The sequence below is a fragment of the Pradoshia eiseniae genome (assembly GCF_002946355.1).
GTDB lineage: Bacteria > Bacillota > Bacilli > Bacillales > Pradoshiaceae > Pradoshia > Pradoshia eiseniae.
Genome location: NZ_PKOZ01000003.1, coordinates 1 through 16,237, shown reverse-complemented (window position 1 = coordinate 16,237; position 16,237 = coordinate 1). Strand labels below are relative to the sequence as shown.

Annotated in this window: 22 protein-coding genes; 19 read left to right on the top strand and 3 right to left on the bottom strand. The window is 36.6% G+C overall.

Features of this window, described 5'->3' with window-relative positions; genetic code table 11:
• The first annotated feature begins 211 nt into the window (after window positions 1–211).
• From CYL18_RS06915 to CYL18_RS06855, 13 genes are all read left to right on the top strand, one after another.
• Window positions 212–610 carry a DUF2178 domain-containing protein gene (locus CYL18_RS06915; RefSeq protein WP_104848765.1) on the top strand — a complete coding sequence of 133 codons (399 nt, stop codon included), beginning with the start codon at window positions 212–214 and terminating at the stop codon, window positions 608–610.
• A 67-nt stretch (window positions 611–677) separates the two neighbouring features.
• A complete protein-coding gene (locus tag CYL18_RS06910) occupies window positions 678–974 on the top strand; it encodes a TIGR04104 family putative zinc finger protein (protein WP_104848764.1) in 297 nt (98 codons plus the stop codon).
• A gap of 138 nt (window positions 975–1,112) precedes the next feature.
• Window positions 1,113–1,790, top strand: coding sequence for an HAD family hydrolase (locus CYL18_RS06905; protein ID WP_104848763.1), 678 nt, complete (start codon window positions 1,113–1,115; stop codon window positions 1,788–1,790).
• A 196-nt stretch (window positions 1,791–1,986) separates the two neighbouring features.
• Window positions 1,987–2,154: a hypothetical protein gene (locus CYL18_RS19085; RefSeq protein ID WP_236636299.1), complete on the top strand. Its 168-nt coding sequence runs from the start codon at window positions 1,987–1,989 to the stop codon at window positions 2,152–2,154.
• Between the two features lie 287 nt (window positions 2,155–2,441).
• Window positions 2,442–3,173, top strand: a complete 732-nt coding sequence (locus CYL18_RS06900) for an ABC transporter ATP-binding protein (RefSeq protein WP_104848762.1) — start codon at window positions 2,442–2,444, stop codon at window positions 3,171–3,173.
• A complete protein-coding gene (locus CYL18_RS06895) occupies window positions 3,170–4,234 on the top strand; it encodes an ABC transporter permease (RefSeq protein WP_104848761.1) in 1,065 nt (354 codons plus the stop codon). The genes CYL18_RS06900 and CYL18_RS06895 overlap by 4 nt, the downstream gene beginning before the upstream one ends.
• Window positions 4,235–4,274: 40 nt before the next feature.
• Complete coding sequence (locus tag CYL18_RS06890; RefSeq protein WP_104848760.1) at window positions 4,275–4,916, top strand: TetR/AcrR family transcriptional regulator; 642 nt, start codon at window positions 4,275–4,277, stop codon at window positions 4,914–4,916.
• Between the two features lie 649 nt (window positions 4,917–5,565).
• A complete protein-coding gene (gene ltrA, locus CYL18_RS06880) occupies window positions 5,566–6,831 on the top strand; it encodes a group II intron reverse transcriptase/maturase (protein WP_104848759.1) in 1,266 nt (421 codons plus the stop codon).
• A gap of 195 nt (window positions 6,832–7,026) precedes the next feature.
• Entirely contained in the window at window positions 7,027–7,233 is a 207-nt protein-coding gene (locus CYL18_RS06875) for a hypothetical protein (protein ID WP_104848758.1), read from the top strand.
• A gap of 316 nt (window positions 7,234–7,549) precedes the next feature.
• Complete coding sequence (locus tag CYL18_RS06870) at window positions 7,550–7,921, top strand: VOC family protein (RefSeq protein WP_104848757.1); 372 nt, start codon at window positions 7,550–7,552, stop codon at window positions 7,919–7,921.
• A 102-nt stretch (window positions 7,922–8,023) separates the two neighbouring features.
• Window positions 8,024–8,257 carry a hypothetical protein gene (locus tag CYL18_RS06865; protein WP_104848756.1) on the top strand — a complete coding sequence of 78 codons (234 nt, stop codon included), beginning with the start codon at window positions 8,024–8,026 and terminating at the stop codon, window positions 8,255–8,257.
• Window positions 8,258–8,334: 77 nt separating this feature from the next.
• Entirely contained in the window at window positions 8,335–8,904 is a 570-nt protein-coding gene (locus tag CYL18_RS06860; protein WP_104848755.1) for a 2-phosphoglycerate kinase, read from the top strand.
• Window positions 8,905–9,013: 109 nt separating this feature from the next.
• Window positions 9,014–9,235, top strand: coding sequence for a hypothetical protein (locus CYL18_RS06855; RefSeq protein ID WP_104848754.1), 222 nt, complete (start codon window positions 9,014–9,016; stop codon window positions 9,233–9,235).
• 43 nt (window positions 9,236–9,278) lie between these two features.
• On the opposite strand, the gene CYL18_RS06850 is transcribed toward CYL18_RS06855, so the two are convergent.
• Window positions 9,279–9,518 carry a DUF6429 family protein gene (locus tag CYL18_RS06850; protein WP_104848753.1) on the bottom strand — a complete coding sequence of 80 codons (240 nt, stop codon included), beginning with the start codon at window positions 9,516–9,518 and terminating at the stop codon, window positions 9,279–9,281.
• A gap of 165 nt (window positions 9,519–9,683) precedes the next feature.
• Between CYL18_RS06850 and CYL18_RS06845 the strand changes: the two genes are divergently transcribed.
• Complete coding sequence (locus CYL18_RS06845) at window positions 9,684–10,721, top strand: hypothetical protein (RefSeq protein WP_104848752.1); 1,038 nt, start codon at window positions 9,684–9,686, stop codon at window positions 10,719–10,721.
• Between the two features lie 134 nt (window positions 10,722–10,855).
• Here the strand turns inward: CYL18_RS06845 and CYL18_RS06840 are convergent, their stop codons facing one another.
• The gene (locus tag CYL18_RS06840) at window positions 10,856–11,131 is read right to left on the bottom strand and encodes a hypothetical protein (RefSeq protein ID WP_201741252.1); all 276 of its coding nucleotides are present in this window, start codon (window positions 11,129–11,131) and stop codon (window positions 10,856–10,858) included.
• A 530-nt stretch (window positions 11,132–11,661) separates the two neighbouring features.
• Between CYL18_RS06840 and CYL18_RS06835 the strand changes: the two genes are divergently transcribed.
• The 4 genes from CYL18_RS06835 to CYL18_RS06815 all read left to right on the top strand — a co-directional run bounded on the left by CYL18_RS06835 (window position 11,662) and on the right by CYL18_RS06815 (window position 14,248).
• Window positions 11,662–12,003 carry a hypothetical protein gene (locus tag CYL18_RS06835; RefSeq protein WP_104848751.1) on the top strand — a complete coding sequence of 114 codons (342 nt, stop codon included), beginning with the start codon at window positions 11,662–11,664 and terminating at the stop codon, window positions 12,001–12,003.
• 342 nt (window positions 12,004–12,345) lie between these two features.
• On the top strand, window positions 12,346–12,627 hold the full coding sequence (locus tag CYL18_RS06830) for a hypothetical protein (RefSeq protein ID WP_104848750.1): 282 nt from the start codon (window positions 12,346–12,348) through the stop codon (window positions 12,625–12,627).
• 162 nt (window positions 12,628–12,789) lie between these two features.
• Window positions 12,790–13,188, top strand: a complete 399-nt coding sequence (locus CYL18_RS06825) for a DUF5412 domain-containing protein (RefSeq protein WP_104848749.1) — start codon at window positions 12,790–12,792, stop codon at window positions 13,186–13,188.
• Window positions 13,189–13,762: 574 nt separating this feature from the next.
• Window positions 13,763–14,248, top strand: coding sequence for an NUDIX hydrolase (locus tag CYL18_RS06815; protein ID WP_104848747.1), 486 nt, complete (start codon window positions 13,763–13,765; stop codon window positions 14,246–14,248).
• Between the two features lie 543 nt (window positions 14,249–14,791).
• Here CYL18_RS06815 and CYL18_RS19370 read toward each other — a convergent pair.
• Window positions 14,792–14,956 (bottom strand): hypothetical protein, encoded by a 165-nt coding sequence (locus CYL18_RS19370; protein ID WP_201741251.1) that lies wholly within the window; start codon window positions 14,954–14,956, stop codon window positions 14,792–14,794.
• A gap of 216 nt (window positions 14,957–15,172) precedes the next feature.
• Here CYL18_RS19370 and CYL18_RS06810 point away from each other — a divergent pair, with 216 nt between their 5' ends.
• On the top strand, window positions 15,173–15,601 hold the full coding sequence (locus tag CYL18_RS06810; RefSeq protein WP_161497096.1) for an ester cyclase: 429 nt from the start codon (window positions 15,173–15,175) through the stop codon (window positions 15,599–15,601).
• The last annotated feature ends 636 nt before the right edge of the window (window positions 15,602–16,237 follow it).

Below are 16,237 nucleotides of genomic sequence, written 5' to 3'. Positions count from 1 at the left end.
CTTTTTTTATTGCTTAGGACATGTTTGCTGCATGACTTTCCTTGTGAAGGCAAAAGACAAAAATAGAATTTACATGGCATCCATTTATTCAGCAAGTTAAGTTTTAACTTTTATGATTCATGAGAAAACCGGGAAGGGTTCTTCACTTTTACAGAGAATTATTTAAGCATAGGGTTTGTCCAATTGATTTAGAGTGAAGGGAACGGAAGAAATGCTGGCAGTCAAAAGAGTGAGTGTAATTGGTTCTTTAGTGGTCATTATAGCGATAGGCGGTTTTGGTATTTATGAATGGATGACAAAAGAAATCATTACCGCCTCTACGATCTTCTTTGTCGCTTTAGGAATCGGCTTCTTCTTTCATTCTTTAACCTGGGGTGAAATAGATGGGGAAAATGAAGGTGATAAAGACGAAAGAGAAAAGCAGATTACCTTAATAAGCGCCAAAATAAGCTATTACGTATTATTGGTCATGATATTAATTGTTTTGATCGCTTCTGAAGGAGTAAAGGCAATGAATGAGATCGAAAATATCCCGCTTGTGATTGTCTTTGCGCTTGCGTGGATAATCATGCCTGTGACTGAATTCATTGTCTCAAAAAAATACCGGTAGAATCCTCCAAACTCCATTCATTCCAGATGGCAGGGAGAAAGTACGAAGAGAAAGAGAGGGAGAGCATATGCCTGTTTGTCAGAATTGTCACCAAAAATGGACATGGAAGCAAACCTTCAAGAAATCTTTTACGTTAGATAATGGAATGTATTGTCCCTATTGCGAGAAAAAGCAATACATTACGAGGGCTACAAGGCTAAGAAGCGCCTTAATTTTGTTTCTGCCGATTACGCTGCTAAATATATGGAATCTCTCCTTTGGCCCCTCAATGATTATTCTCTATATCTGGATATTGCTGATCCCCTTGGTCATTGGTCTTTATCCTTTTTGGGTGGAACTATCAAATACAGAAAAAACGAATTAACGAAACTTAATAAGCGGATATAAAGGGAAGGATAGGCTTTTTACATCTAATGCAGCGTTTAACTAAGCAACCGTATTAAGCATGCTTTAGTTTGGGTATAGAAGGAATAGAGTTATATACAGGAGAGGAAGATGGAGGATGCGGCTAAAAACGATATTGTTTGACTTTGATGGAACGATTGCGGACACTCTGCCTGCATCATTTGCAGCGTTTAAGTATGTTTTCAAGAAATATGATGACAAGGAAATGTCCGATGAAGAAATCGTCCGCCTGTTCGGACCAATTGAAGATGAGTTGCTAAGAAAGCATCTTAAGAATAAGAATAAGCTGGAGCAAGCGATTGAGGATTATTATGATCATTATGAAAAGGGACATGACGGGGAGTTCGAGGGGCTGGAGAATATTCAGCAAATGCTCGATCAGTTTAAGGAAATGGACCTCAACCTAGGAATCGTAACGGGGAAAAGCAGACGGGCGCTTACCTTCTCATTAGAAGCACTTGGCATTTATGATTATTTCGATGTGACAATCGCGGGAGATGATGTGAAGAATCCAAAGCCTGATAAGGAAGGCGTCGAGAAATGTATGAAGCTTTTGCAAAACAAGGCTTCAGAGGTCCTTTTCGTCGGCGACAGTGAATCCGACATGGCCGCGGGCGCTTCCGCTGGTGTACCAATAGTCGCTGCACAATGGTTCAGCACCGTGCAAACATCGGATTTTAAAACCATGCCTGATTTCTTATTCACATCCATTCCTGAGTTTTGTCAGTTTGTTGAGGAGAATCGAATGACGAAACGTGAGAAGAAGGTTCTATAAGAGCCAGGCAGGGAGGGATTCCTTTTTTAACTCTTCCATAACTCAACACAATGGTTAATACGGGTTTATACGTAAAGGTAAGGGATTCTTGATGAATTCCTTCTTTTTTTATGGCTGTTTTCGTATAGATTGTAGGTTTTGAAAAAAAGAGGGAAGCTGTTATCCATCTTATGGTGGAATTGAGAGGGGGTGTTTATTGCAAGTTGCAGGAACGATTAAAGGATTGGTCATTGGACGCTTTCAAAACTCTTCGAATGTAACGGAAGAAGAACTTCAATTTATATTGGATCAGCATCCACAACTAAGACATATGCCTGCGCTTTATGAGTTAGATTTTGGACATACACAGCCTATTATGTCATAACCAATCGGCGGTGAAATTAGCTTAAATACTAGAAAAATGAGCTTGAAAGTTTCTAAATTCTAATACATATTCTTCAACTAACAAGGGGCGGTGATTTAAGAGGAAGATTAATGCTTTCTGTTGAATTTCTTATGCTAGTAAATGCGAAGGTTAGCGGCAGAAGAATATAATATATAACCTGAAAAAAGTGAGTAATAACTCACTTTTTTATATTGAAAATTAGCTGTCTTGGAATTATAATCAACATGAGTGAGTAAACACTCACTTTTTGAAAGGAGGACTACATAATGAATGAAACGAATACTATTCAGGTACAAGCAGTCACGAAAAGTTTCGGCAAAAAAGTGGTATTAAAAGATATCAACTTAGATATTAAACAAGGTAGTATCTATGGTTTTATAGGGCCTTCTGGAGCAGGAAAAACAACCTTGATCAAGCTGATTGTTGGAATGGATTTTCCTGATGAAGGTTCCGTTCATTTATTAGGTGAAAAAATGCCTAATTTAAATATCCTGCAAAAAATTGGCTATATGGCACAATCAGACGCCTTATATGAAGCACTTACTGGCAAAGAAAATCTTATGTTTTTCGCATCGCTCTTTAAGTTAGACAAAACTGAAAAACAGAAACGGATTACCTATGCCGCACAATTAGTTAAATTGACCGCAGACCTGAATAAAAGAGTGTCAGCGTACTCAGGAGGTATGAAACGTCGATTATCTCTTGCAATCGCTTTAATTCAAAATCCTAAAATTTTGATATTAGACGAACCTACTGTGGGAATAGACCCTGAATTAAGGTTAAGTATTTGGAATGAGCTGTTAAGATTGAAAAACGAGGAAGGCAAAACGATTATTGTAACGACTCACGTAATGGATGAAGCCGTAAAATGTGATTATATCGCAATGGTTAGAGATGGTTCCTTCATAGCATCTGGCACACCTCGCCAATTGAAAGAACAATATAATGTCAATAGTTTAGATGAGGTATTTTTGGGTGCTGGGAGGAAAGTACAATGAGAACAGTAGCACTTATTAAGAGGATTTTATTGCAAATACTTAGAGATAAGCGTACATTGGCTCTTCTCTTTGTTGCTCCATTATTAGTATTAACACTAATGAACCTAGTCTTTAATGGAAATACCGTTGATCCTGTTTTAGGAGTTGCTAATGCGAATCAGCAAATCATCGAAAAATTAGAAGACGCAGATATCGTAGTAAAAGAATATAACGATGTTTCTAATGTTAAGGATATGATACTTGATAAAGATTTAGATGGTTTTTTACAAGTGGAAGGCGATCAAACAACCTTAACTTTACTGAATGATGATCCGACAATAGCGAAAAGCTTAGAAATGAAAGTAAAGCAAATTGATACTCAAGCAAAGCAATTAAAATTGATGGGGACTAACACAATACAGAGTGATTTACTCTCACAAGATTCCTTGAACACAAATTATGTTTATGGCAGCAGTGAAACAGAGCTTTTTGATACCTTTAGTCCTATTCTAGTCGGGTTCTTTGTCTTCTTCTTCGTTTTCTTAATCTCTGGCATAGGCTTATTAAACGAAAGAACAACTGGCACGTTGGAACGACTATTAGCAACCCCTATTAAAAGAGGAGAGATTGTCGCAGGATACCTTGTTGGCTATGGATTACTGGCATTAATACAGACAGTTATAATCGTTTTATTTGCGATAAATGTATTGGATATGGTTTTAGTTGGTTCTATTTGGACGGTTATGTTAATCAATGTCATCATCGCTCTTGTAGCCTTGTCACTTGGAATATTATTATCTTCTTTCGCAAGTTCCGAGTTTCAGATGATTCAGTTCATACCAATTATTATCGTGCCACAAATATTCTTCTCAGGTATTTTCTCCATTGAGGGAATGGCGGATTGGCTGCAAGTATTCGCAAACTTTATGCCGTTGTATTATGCAGCAGATGCATTAAAAGGAGTCATGTACGAGGGCTTAAGTTTAGCTGAAATTAGTAGTAATCTATATATTCTATTGGCTTTTGCAGCAGTATTTATCATTTTAAATTTGTTTGCTTTGAAAAAGTATCGTAAGCTATAATACGGAAGCGTTACAGCTATACGCAAAGATGGTGATTTAAATGGTTAATAATAATCTACTGGATGAAATGGCTAAAATACTTGAAAAATCCAATAAACAAACGGTTAAGCAAAAGAAAATTATTGAGGTTGCTATCACTTCTTTTGCGGAAAAAGGATATTCAAATACATCAACATCTGAAATAGCTAAAAAAGCAGGCGTAGCAGAAGGAACAATTTTCAAACATTATGGAACAAAGGAAAATTTATTGTTATCTATAATGGTTCCTTTTCTAAAAGATTTTTTCCCTACGATGGCAGATGAACTCTATGGGGAACTAATGAGTGATAAGCGTTCTTTTGAGGAATTTTTAAGAGCTCTTTTAACAAATCGCAGTGCTTTTCTCGAAAAAAACAGAGAAATATTTCAGGTGTTCGTTAAGGAAATCTTTTATAAAGAGGAACTTAGAAACGAATTCCTTCCCATTGTTTTAGAAATTGTATCCACTCACTTAATAAAAGTGATTGAGGTGTTTAAACAACGGGACGAAATTAGAGATATACCGAATGAAATAATTTTAAAAATGCTAGGCACTGTAATAGGTGGATTATTTATTTCTAATTTTGCATTGCTAAATAAACATTCGGTTAGCGAAAATGAAATTGAGGAAGCCATATCTTTTATACTGAATGGTCTTGGGTAATCTCCTCAATAGAGGGATTTTTCTTTGGAGATTATAGATAACAATAGACTTAAATAACATTTAAAGGCAGCTATATTTAGCTGCCTTTCCCTTTTAGTGTGCCCGGCATGGGTGTAAGCTATAGGGTGAAAGTCCCGAGCCTCGAAGGCAGTAGTAGGGGTTAGCCAAAGACAAGGGTGTCCGTGGTGACGCGGAATCTGAAGGAAGTCGGAGGCAAATCTCCGCCCCAAGGAACACGAACTGCATACAAGGCTAGCTATCATTGAGTGAGTTTGCTAAACAAAACAAAGCTCTTACTGCCGAAGGTGATAGAGAGTAAATGCAGTGGGGACATGGAGAGAAAGCGTGCACCCTTACCCGGGGAGGTCTGATGGAGATGTGAAGTACCCTTCATAACCTGTCTAGTGATAGGCAGCTGAACCATCAGAAGTCAGCCGAGGTCATAGTACGAATCGGTCTAGAACGATTCGGAAGGACCGAACAATCAAGAGAGAATAGCCCTTGGCATTCAGTCTGTCATGATGACCATAGAAAACGTAAGACACCTCACGAGAAGAAGGATGCGGTGAATCCCGCGGGGGACTTCCCGGAGGATGGAGTGACGACTGGCATAAGAAGATAAGCTATTCACGGAAGGAAGTAAAACGAGATGCTTTTGAATCAAATCCTATCACGGGAGAATATGCTCCTCGCGTTAAAGCGAGTCGAAAAGAACAAAGGAAGTCATGGAGTAGATGAGATGCCCGTACAAAGCCTACGTCAGCACTTAATTGAAAATTGGTCTTCCATCAGAGAAGCCATTCTCGAGGGAACCTACGAACCAATGCCAGTCCGAAGAGTCGAAATCCCGAAACCTGATGGCGGCATCCGGCTTCTAGGAATCCCAACCGTGACAGACCGTTTGATTCAACAGGCGATTGCCCAAGAGATATCGAAGATATACGACCCCATGTTCTCCGAACATAGTTATGGCTTCCGCCCAAACCGGAGTGCCCATGACGCCGTACGGAAAGCAAAAGGCTATATCCAAGATGGGTACAGATGGGTAGTAGACATGGACTTGGAGAAGTTCTTCGATAAGGTTAATCATGACCGACTGATGAGCACACTGGCGAAGAAAATCGCCGAGAAACCTCTATTGAAACTGATTCGCGGGTATTTACAAGCGGGCGTCATGATTGATGGGGTGGTCTCTAGTACGGAGAAAGGTACTCCCCAGGGAGGTCCCTTAAGTCCCTTGCTTTCGAATATTGTCCTAGATGAATTGGATAAAGAATTAGAAAGTCGGGGACATCGATTCGTACGTTATGCGGATGATTGCAATATCTACGTGAAATCCAAGCGTGCAGGTGAACGAACCTTGGCCAGCATTCAACGATTCATTGAGGGAAAGCTCCGATTGAAAGTGAATAAGAAGAAGTCAGCGGTAGACCGACCTTGGAAACGTAAGTTTCTGGGGTTTACTTTCACATCGACGAAAGAGCTGAAAATTCGCATCGCAAAAGCGAGCGTCCAGCGAATGAAGGAGAAGGTCCGGAAAATCACTTCCAGGAAGATGCCTTACCCAATGGAATACCGGATTCAGAAACTGAACCAGTATCTAACCGGATGGTGCGGATACTTCGCGTTAGCCGATACGAAGGCTATTTTCGGATTGCTGGATAAATGGATACGTAGAAGGTTGCGAATGTGCATGTGGAAGAACTGGAAGAACCCAAAGGCGAAGATAAGGCACCTCATGAACCTAGGTGTTCCGAAAGGACAAGCCTATGAATGGGGGAACAGTCGGAAAGGCTATTGGCGGATCTCAAAAAGTCCAATATTACATAAAGCCCTCGGCAATACCTATTGGTATTCCCGAGGGCTCAAAAGTCTACAAGGTCGGTATGAAACCTTGCGTCATCAACTTGATTGAACCGCCGTATACGGGACCGTACGTACGGTGGTCTGAGAGGTCGGGGGTTAGTCGCCCCCTCCTACTCAATTACAGAAATGATGTAATTATGCCACTTAACATAATAAACATTGTGAAAGTCACGATTAATTGGATAATTATGTTAAAATTAATGCAAGGATTTTAAGATTATCACAATCTTGGAGGTGCTGGATAATGGAAACCATCATCAGTATCTTAATTGGGCTCTTTCTAATCTTTATCGGGTTTTTGGTACTCAAGAAAAAAGCTCTCTTCCTAGTGAATATTGTTTTGTGGAACGGGGTTTCAGGAGACGAGAAATTACTATCTCGGATTTTTGGTACGATCATACTAGTGGCTGGATTTTTAGCTATTCTATTGCCATTTTTAATGAGTTTGTAAGTGATTTGAAAATCCGCAATTGAGTCGATTTAAACATTCTTCAAATATTAGGGTGTTATTCTGAAAAAGATGAATGCCTTTTTGTGTTGAATTTCTTATGGAAGTATAGGGCAGGTTCGCGGAAGAAGGAATAGTGTAATTATGAGCAGAAATAAAATAATATAATTCCTTACATAAAATCACCATTGATTCTAATAGACTCAACTATTCCAAAAGACTTAACTAGAAGAACTGGAATCAACAAAATAAAACAACATAGAAAAGGTGTATAGACGGGAACTATTGAGATACCGGATTAAACAAAGGAGCAAAGGGTATGAGTAAATCATTTATTGAACAAGTACATTATATTAGAATTCCTGTAAAAGATTTAGCACTGTCTGCACAATGGTATAGAGATGTATTAGGGCTCCAGTTACTAAACAATACTGAGGAGCGCGCCATTTTTAGGATAAATGAAGGACCTTTCTTACTTATCTTAGTTCCTACTGAGGATGAAACATTTGCCCATTTTACAATTGATCATAAACAGGAATTTAGCATAGGCTTTACAAGTCCTGAATTATCTAAATTTCATCAGCACTTAATGGATAATCAAGTTAAGGTCGAGAATATAAAAGAAGATAATGGCCATCGCTTTTTCCACTTTTATGACCCAAATGGTAATAAACTTCAAGTACACTGGTAATAGAAATTTACCTAGCAAAACATAGTAGAAAATGAGATTCAGAGGTATGGGGATAGACTTGATGTCATGCGGAATTTTTGACTTATGGAGGGAGGAGCATAAATGGCACGATGCAGTAACTGTCATAATAAATGGAGAATGAAAGATGTGTGGCTGCTCGGTTTTTCTAAAAAGGGCAAAGTATGTCCTTATTGCAAGACAAGACAATTTGCGTCCTTTAAAGATAGAGGTTTTCTTCTGGGGTTAGGTTATCTAAGCGGAACGATTGGGATAATACTGATTATCTTTTTTCCTTTCATCATTCAATTAAGCAATCAAGATGAGACGATATATTAACGAGGAAGTTTTCATGCAAAGTGGATAAGTATGAAAACCATTCGTTCAGTTGAAAACAATTAAGAACGGGGCAATGTATGATTATTTTAATAAGCGGTGTAAGCAGTATCGGCAAGACCTTGATGGCTCAGAAGTTACTAGAAAAGTATCATATCCCTTATCTATCCATAGACCATTTAAAAATGGGTATCTATAGAGGTGGTAAGAACTGCGAATTCACCCCGCTAGATAGCAGCAAAGTCATTGGGGATCAGCTCTGGCCAATCGTAAAAGGGATTATAATGACAAATATCGAGAATGAGCAGCATATCGTTATTGAAGGATGTTATCTATCGCCTGACTATGTAAAGGACTTTGATGCGGATTATTCCGAAAGGATCATTCCCGTCTTCATTGGTTTTTCGGAGAATTATATTCGAGAAAACTTTGATACAGGAATAGTGAAGTATAGGAATGTAATTGAACGCCGTATATGGCCAGAAGAAAGAACGATAAATGAGCTAATCAAGGAACATAAAGAATTTAAAGCACAATGTTTGCAAGCTGGTGTCAGGTATTTTGAAATCGAAAACGACTATGACGAAGAAATAGTAGCTGTTTATGACTTTATTGAGGATGAAAGAAAGAGAATCAATTGTGTATATTGAATTAATAGGCGTTCATGGCTGCAATTTAGAACTCTTTTTGTAGTTGCGAAAAAAGGTATATTATAGGTAGTGAGTTTGGACGGAGATTACCTTATATAAGGGGGATTTAATGGATAGCATCAAGAAAATCAAGTTATACTTTGTCGGTTATTTTCTGGTGTTCCCTGTATTGTTTATCACCAGCTCATTCCTATGGAGAGCCATAATTCTAAAGAAAGAAATGATGATGGTAGCAATAGATGCCTTGGCTATTACAGGTATTTACTATTTAATCATTAGTCTAATTTCTATTTTGGTATATAAAAAGGATATAAGGTCTTTCATGTCCTAAAATAGATTTAAATAATGAGGAATTCTCTGTTGTAGAGAATTCCTCATTGGCCGTTTATATGGTATTTCTTCATCAGCCTCTTAGCTTCCTCGATTCCTTCATCTGTGAGATAAACAGATTTTGACCGCCTGCTATCTACGATCAGCTTGTTTTCCGATAATTCATTTAGAGATTCAAAGGGATATCCCTTCCAGCTTCTTTGAGCCTCACCTAATCCATAATCATCTTTAAAAGAGGTTAAATATAACAGCATTAAAGTTAACTCATCAATTTGGTCTTTCATATGAAGCATTCCCTTCTTTTTTCTACCGTTTATCTTCACGATGGCCTAATCCATGCCAAGCTATACTTTTATTTTATAGGAAAGATCCAGACCAGAACAGCGGAAGAAGGATATTGGGATAGAATAACGATTTAAAGATTGAGGGGGGAATTATATGAAAAAATTATGATACAGGAATCTAATAATCAATTAATAAATAGCCAGGCTCAATCATTCATCCTTCCCAATGAGGATGAATGGATCGAACTTCGAACGTACATCCTGCAATACGCTGATTTTTCTGGATTAACTGATTTTGATCTCTTTTTAGAGGTGATGAAATGGATGAATAATCGTTGGACACATGATGGCATGAATGATGCAGGTGATGCCTCATCCTTAGAAATTCTGAGAAGAGCAGATGATGGGGAAAACTTTCGGTGTGTGGAATATGCAAGAGTGACCAAAGATATTCTGTTAGCCATGGGCTATATCGCAAGGTCCTTGAGTGTACTTTCAGAAAATGCCGATTATGCAGGCTTCGGTCAGGCGCATTCCGTCACTGAGGTCTGGTCTAATCGGTTTGAAAAATGGATATTTATTGATTCGCAATTCAATGTTTATGCCATAAAGGATGATATACCATTAAGTTATTATGAGATATTTGCCGTGTTTGAGGATGTTTCGTTTCGCTTTCTAAGTAATGAGACCTTCTTTAATGAATATAGAGATTTTATTGGCCGATATTTCGGTTATGCAGGTTCGAAGATGTTCATCAATGGCCTAAAAACAGATATATTTCTTCAGCTCAAAGGAAAACGTCAGTTAATGACGTTTCAGGCTATGCAATTCTCCAATTCTCTGTTTACTGAAAGGGCAGAGGACCTTTACTTTAATCCGAATAATACAGCCGTCTTATTTGAGTATACAGAGCCTGTTGACCCGATGGAAATCATAAAGGAAAACATTCTAAAAACGGTAGAGGAGATGATGAATCATTTTGATTTATTCTCTGTGAAACCGAACTTGATTTTAAGGTTTATATCCAACACTCCATATTTAAGCCATTACGAATTGGCGATCAATGAAAATGAACCGGTTGAAATCAAAAATGGCGCCTACGAATGGAGTATAAAAAATGATGTCAACCTAATCCGTGTGTGCTCGGTTAATAGGCAAGGAATTAAGGGGAGCCTCACAGAAATTAAGATAACCTATAAATGAATTGATGTTATAGAATGGTTGTTTTCGTAAAGATTATTAGAAGAAAAAATGGAAATTTAATTGTTTAACTCAAAAAGCAAGGTATGTAAAACGGAGTGCCAAAGAGTTGACGTTCCGTTTTTCTTATTACCGTTTTAGTAAGGAGAGTAGGGAATATTATAATTTAACCCGTAAGGATATGGTGGATACGGATATGGCGGATAATAAGGGTAAGGTGGTGGATAGTATCCAAATCCGGGACCTGGAGCCAACAATGCTCCAGCAGCAAGACCACCTAAGAAGCCTAAGCCAAGTCCTAATCCGGGTCTTCCAAATCCGAATCCAAATCCAGGCCTGCCAAATCCGAAGCCAGGTCTTCCAAATCCTCCAAATCCGAATCCTGGGCGTATTCTTTGATAATCGTCGGTCAAAGCAATTCCTCCTCTATTGTTCCTATTCAATAAAGGATATGCATTATTAGCCTATACGATTGGGTATCTACCTAAAGTTTTAAAATTTACATTACAATAAGCTTTGTGGTTTACAGTTGGAATTGGTGCAAAACATTAAATATATTAAAAGTATTAATCATTCTTTTTTTGCATTAACACTATCTAGCTTAGGTGTGTATTTAGGAAATAAAACAAGAGATATTGATTTACCTGTTTTTTTGTATATAACCTTAGTTTCGTTAGCAGGTCTAATAATAACTTCTTGGATAATTCATTCGAAAAAAGTAAGGAAAGACATAAATAATCCCGCCACCTGATGTAGCTAAAAGATGTGGAGTGAGTGTGGTTGAATCTGCAAATGGAAGGGTGGATCAGGGGGATGAACGGCCTTTTTCTATTGAACTCCTTATGCTACTAAAGAAACAGTTTATTCCAATAAGTAAAAAAGACTGAAACTTCAGTTTATATTTATTCGTATAATTATTATGACATTCAAAAGGTGGGTTGTTATGTACAAAGAGAACGGTATAGAAGCTTATGAAGCATATAATCGAACTGAGTTATTAGCAGGTTTAGAGGTGAAATCTGACTATATCCTTATTAAAGGAGACTATTATAAAGACATAAAAAAGGTTATGGATACTCAACCTCCAGAGAACGAAAGTATAGGAGTGGCCTTAGGAAGTGCAGGCATGTTATCAATTCTCATTTATGCAATAAATGCAGTAAGAATTTCATTCAGTAAAGCAGATAAAACAGATAAAATCATTGAAAAAAAGTTAAATTCATACAAAATTAAAAGGATGACAGATGACGGTTTATTATTGAGTTTAAAGCAGTTAGATTATTAGAAAATACATATAGAGAATAGTTCTATGTAAATAAATACAGTTAAACTATCGAGGGCATTACTCAGTGTCAAGGGCTGTGTGATCAGCTCTTTTTTTCTTATTCCGGAAAAGGATCAGGTTAGCAGAAGAGGAATATTAACATAATATATCGAATAATTAGCATAAGTTATTCACTGAGAAATTAATGGTTAATTGAGGGGTTGCTGCTCTTTGTATATAGTAGTTGAAAATTGAAAGAGATTGGTTTTCTGAAACTTACCAGAATGGATTTGTTATAGGTAAAGCTTTAGAAGATAAAAATATTCATTAATAAGTTAGAAATTCCAAAAGGGAGTATAAAATATGAACCTTGTTAAATTTTTTGGTTTACAGTTCCTACTATTTGGTGTAGTTCTGCTGACTAACTTCTACTTAGACAGCTATATTAGTAAGCCATTTACTTTTACGGACTTTATCGCAATAATTATTGGATTGTTGATAATAATACCTGTATTTATTCTTTATGGAAAGTTAGACAAGCGTCTAAAACCTATTCCTATATTTATTGTAATTTTACTGATTATATTAGCAATGGTTTTTGCAAGTATTTTTACTGCTTTTATGACTGGAGAAGTACAGTTTTAATTCTAATTCTATTAAGGAGGCATTGATCCAAGAAGGATTGAAGTCTTTTTTTGTGTTGAATTTCTTATGGAAGAAAAGGGGCAGTTTAGCGAAAGAAGGATTTTTATTATACATAGGAGAACTAATATAATTATTAACCGGTACTGAGAGAGGTTTAACTGTATGACAACTTACTTGAAGAAAGAGAAAAATAAAGCTCCTAAAAAAGCACTTAGAGTATTCCTTGTTATCTGTCTATTATTTACTGGGGTTATTGCTTATGGAGTATATTGGGCGTTTTTCGATATGAACAGACTACCAAAAGGAGAATATCTTATCGAAAAAACATCACCTGGCGGCCATTACACACTAAAAGCATATCTCACTAATAGAGGGGCTACAACGTCATATGCTGTTCGTGGCGAGTTGGTCTTTAATGAAGGCAATAAGAAAGCCAAAAATATTTATTGGAATGAACGAGAAGAAACTGCCAATATTACCTGGACAGACAATGATACAGTTGAGATCAACGGGCACACATTAAATGTACCTAATGATAAATTTGATTTTAGACATCAATGATTCATCACTAAACATACTGTTGAATCAAGATAGATTCAAAACTCTTAATTCTTTATTGGACAAACGGGCAGGTTAGCGGAATAAGGAGATAATAAATATCATAGAGAATGATTTATAGAATATAGAATAAATTTTATTGATAAGGGTGTGTTGGATTGAAGGGACTAGCTTGTTTTTTGCTAATCTTTCATTTAATTATCGCAGGATTGTGGATAGCTAATTCGCAGTATTTATTTTCATTTTGGAGTGTAATTATATGGGGGATTTCTATAATCTTGGGGTTTCTCACTTATAAAAAAATCAACGAGGGAATCATTATTAGGAAGCTTATATTGTTTGGAAGCTCATTTATGTTTTTTTTGTTAATATTAACTGGTTTGATACATATTGCAACAGATTCAATGCCGTAAAATTAAATATTCAACTTCAACTAATATAATGAAATTCAACGGGTAGGAATTGGCGGAAGTTACAAGGTTGTGAGAATGTAGCATAGTATGTGAATAAATGTTTTTTACAAACAGGGGCATTGATCCAAGAAGAAGGAAAAATGTCATAAGGAGGATAACTCAATATGTCTAGTAATAGGTATCACAGAGCTTTCGGAGTTTACGGTATTTATGTAGAGGATGGAAAACTCTTAGTTATAAATAAGAATGGTGGTCCATATATAAATCGTTTTGACTTACCTGGGGGAAGTTTAGAAGAAGGTGAAACTTTATCAGAAGCAATGAAAAGAGAATTTCTTGAAGAAACAGGTCTGGAAATTGAAATAGAAGAAAGCATTGGGGTGATAGATTTTAAACTGCTTTGGTTATGGAAGGAGTTTACGAATGTTCATCATATTGCGGTCTATTATGTCGTTAAAAAAGTGGGAGGAAAAATAGAAATTCCTGAACAGTTTGAAGGCCAAGATTCATTAGGAGCAGTTTGGATTTCTGAAAAAGATGCTTCATTAGATAATGCTTCACCGTTAGTGTTAAAAGCGTTTGAGTGGTTAAAGACCAAGGATTTAGGGATAGATGCCGAAGTGTATAAGGATTGGATAGTCTTGAAATAAATGTTTTGTTATTCAGTACGGGGTGTTAACTCAAGGAGGATTGAAGATCTTTTTTATTGAATTCCTTATCAAAAAAAAGGGCAGGTTTGTTCAATAAGTAAAATAGAAGTGTAGAGAAATATTTATGGTTCTGTTGTTAGAATCGCAATTACAGTTATTATTACTACAAATGATAATGTAAACGAGAATGTGTTTTTAGGATGGTCCTCTCCATCATTAATTTTTCCGATGATTGAAATCAAATTCAAGCAAAAAACAATACCCCAAATTGGCAGTGTTATGAATCCGATTATTACGTAAAATTTTAAAATATGAATTACTCCTTCCAAAGAAAATGGTACGATAATAAAATCTATTTTACCAAAGTAGTTTGAACTAAAAAAATTGATATTTAAACATATGGAACAGATTGCTTATTTCAACTTGTCAAAAACGAATAAAACACCTATAAACACTTTGAGATACATCTCAAAGAAAAAATACCACCATTGATGGTATTCAATCTTCTAATTCTAAAATTGATAGTGGAAAATAACGTAAATGCTAATCAACTTTATTATTTTTCCTTATTACATCACGAATTTCCTTTAGATAATCATTTTTCTGTTTCATTAAATTTAAGATATTAATTGCAACATAAATAGCAAAAACGAGTAATCCTAAATTTATCAGAATAGGTATAATTGCCACAAAAGTCAACGCTCCCATAAGTTCCCCTCCCCTCCACATTATTATATTCTAAATATATTTACCATGTTTTAACTCAAAAATTTTCTTTTGTTTTTGTACAAATGGTGTATTCCCAAGGAAGGATTAATGTCTTTTTCTGTTGAATTCCTTATTGTAGAAAAGGGGCAGATTAGCTCAATAAGAATGAAGAATTATATTGATAAGTTAGGAAATCTGTTTTATGGGGGGAAATGTATGATAAGTATTGATAAACAAAAAATTATTGAAAGGTGGTTTAATGAATTTTTTACTAGAGGTAAATTGGATGTTTTAGAAGAACTTACGACTGCGGACTTTATTTATCACTCAAGAAACGGTGATAATACGAAAGAAAAAATGAAGGAATTTATGAAATGGTACCGTAATGTTTTCCAAGACGATGAATGGATTATAGATGATTTGATAGAGCAAGATAATAAGTTAGTTGTTCGTTATACGGGTTGGATGACATATAAGGGAGGATGGTTTAATATTCCTTCTGAAAACCAACGTGTTAAGGAAACGGGTATTATGATTTTTACATTTGAAGATAGAAATATTAAAGAGCTATGGTGTGAGAATAGTGATGCTGCTATCCTATTTGAATTAGGTGCATTAGAAAAAAATACTCATAAGATTTTTTAATTATTGTGGTACTATCAAGGGCATTGATTCAAGGAGGATTAATGCCTTTTTATGTTGAATTCCTTATAGAAGTAAAGGGGCAGTTGTGCGGCCGAGCCTAGGTCGTATCATATAGCGGGTGGGATTCCCGCCGAGTAAGAACTAGCCATTCGCTCGTAGCGAGTCTTGGAGGGGCAAAGGTAACTTTGGTCTTTAAGCGTAGACAGTTAGGTGGCGGGCCGAAAGCCAAATGGTTGAAGGGATTGAGCTCCATAAACGTTTGTAAACCGAGAGGGCTGATGACTTAACTGCGTGCAGAAAGCAATATTTTATCTTTTGTTATAGGCGAGAAAGATAAAACCTCTCTGGAGTCAGAGACCTTGGCACGTCATACATAGATATGGTACGGCAACTCGGGAGACCCTACCGGTCTTTTCTGTTTTTTTTAGAAGAGTATGATGTACAAGCGATAACAAGTAAGGAAACCAAATGCCGGGTAGGGAGTCGGATAGCAGCGTAGTACCAATGAAGTTGGGTAATGCCGATGGAGGAAAGGCTAGCTACCAGTTATTGCCCTTATTAGGGACACATTTACTACACACAGAGGTAGGGATAATAAATGGAAACAAAACTACTAAGGATAGCAGAATTAGCTAA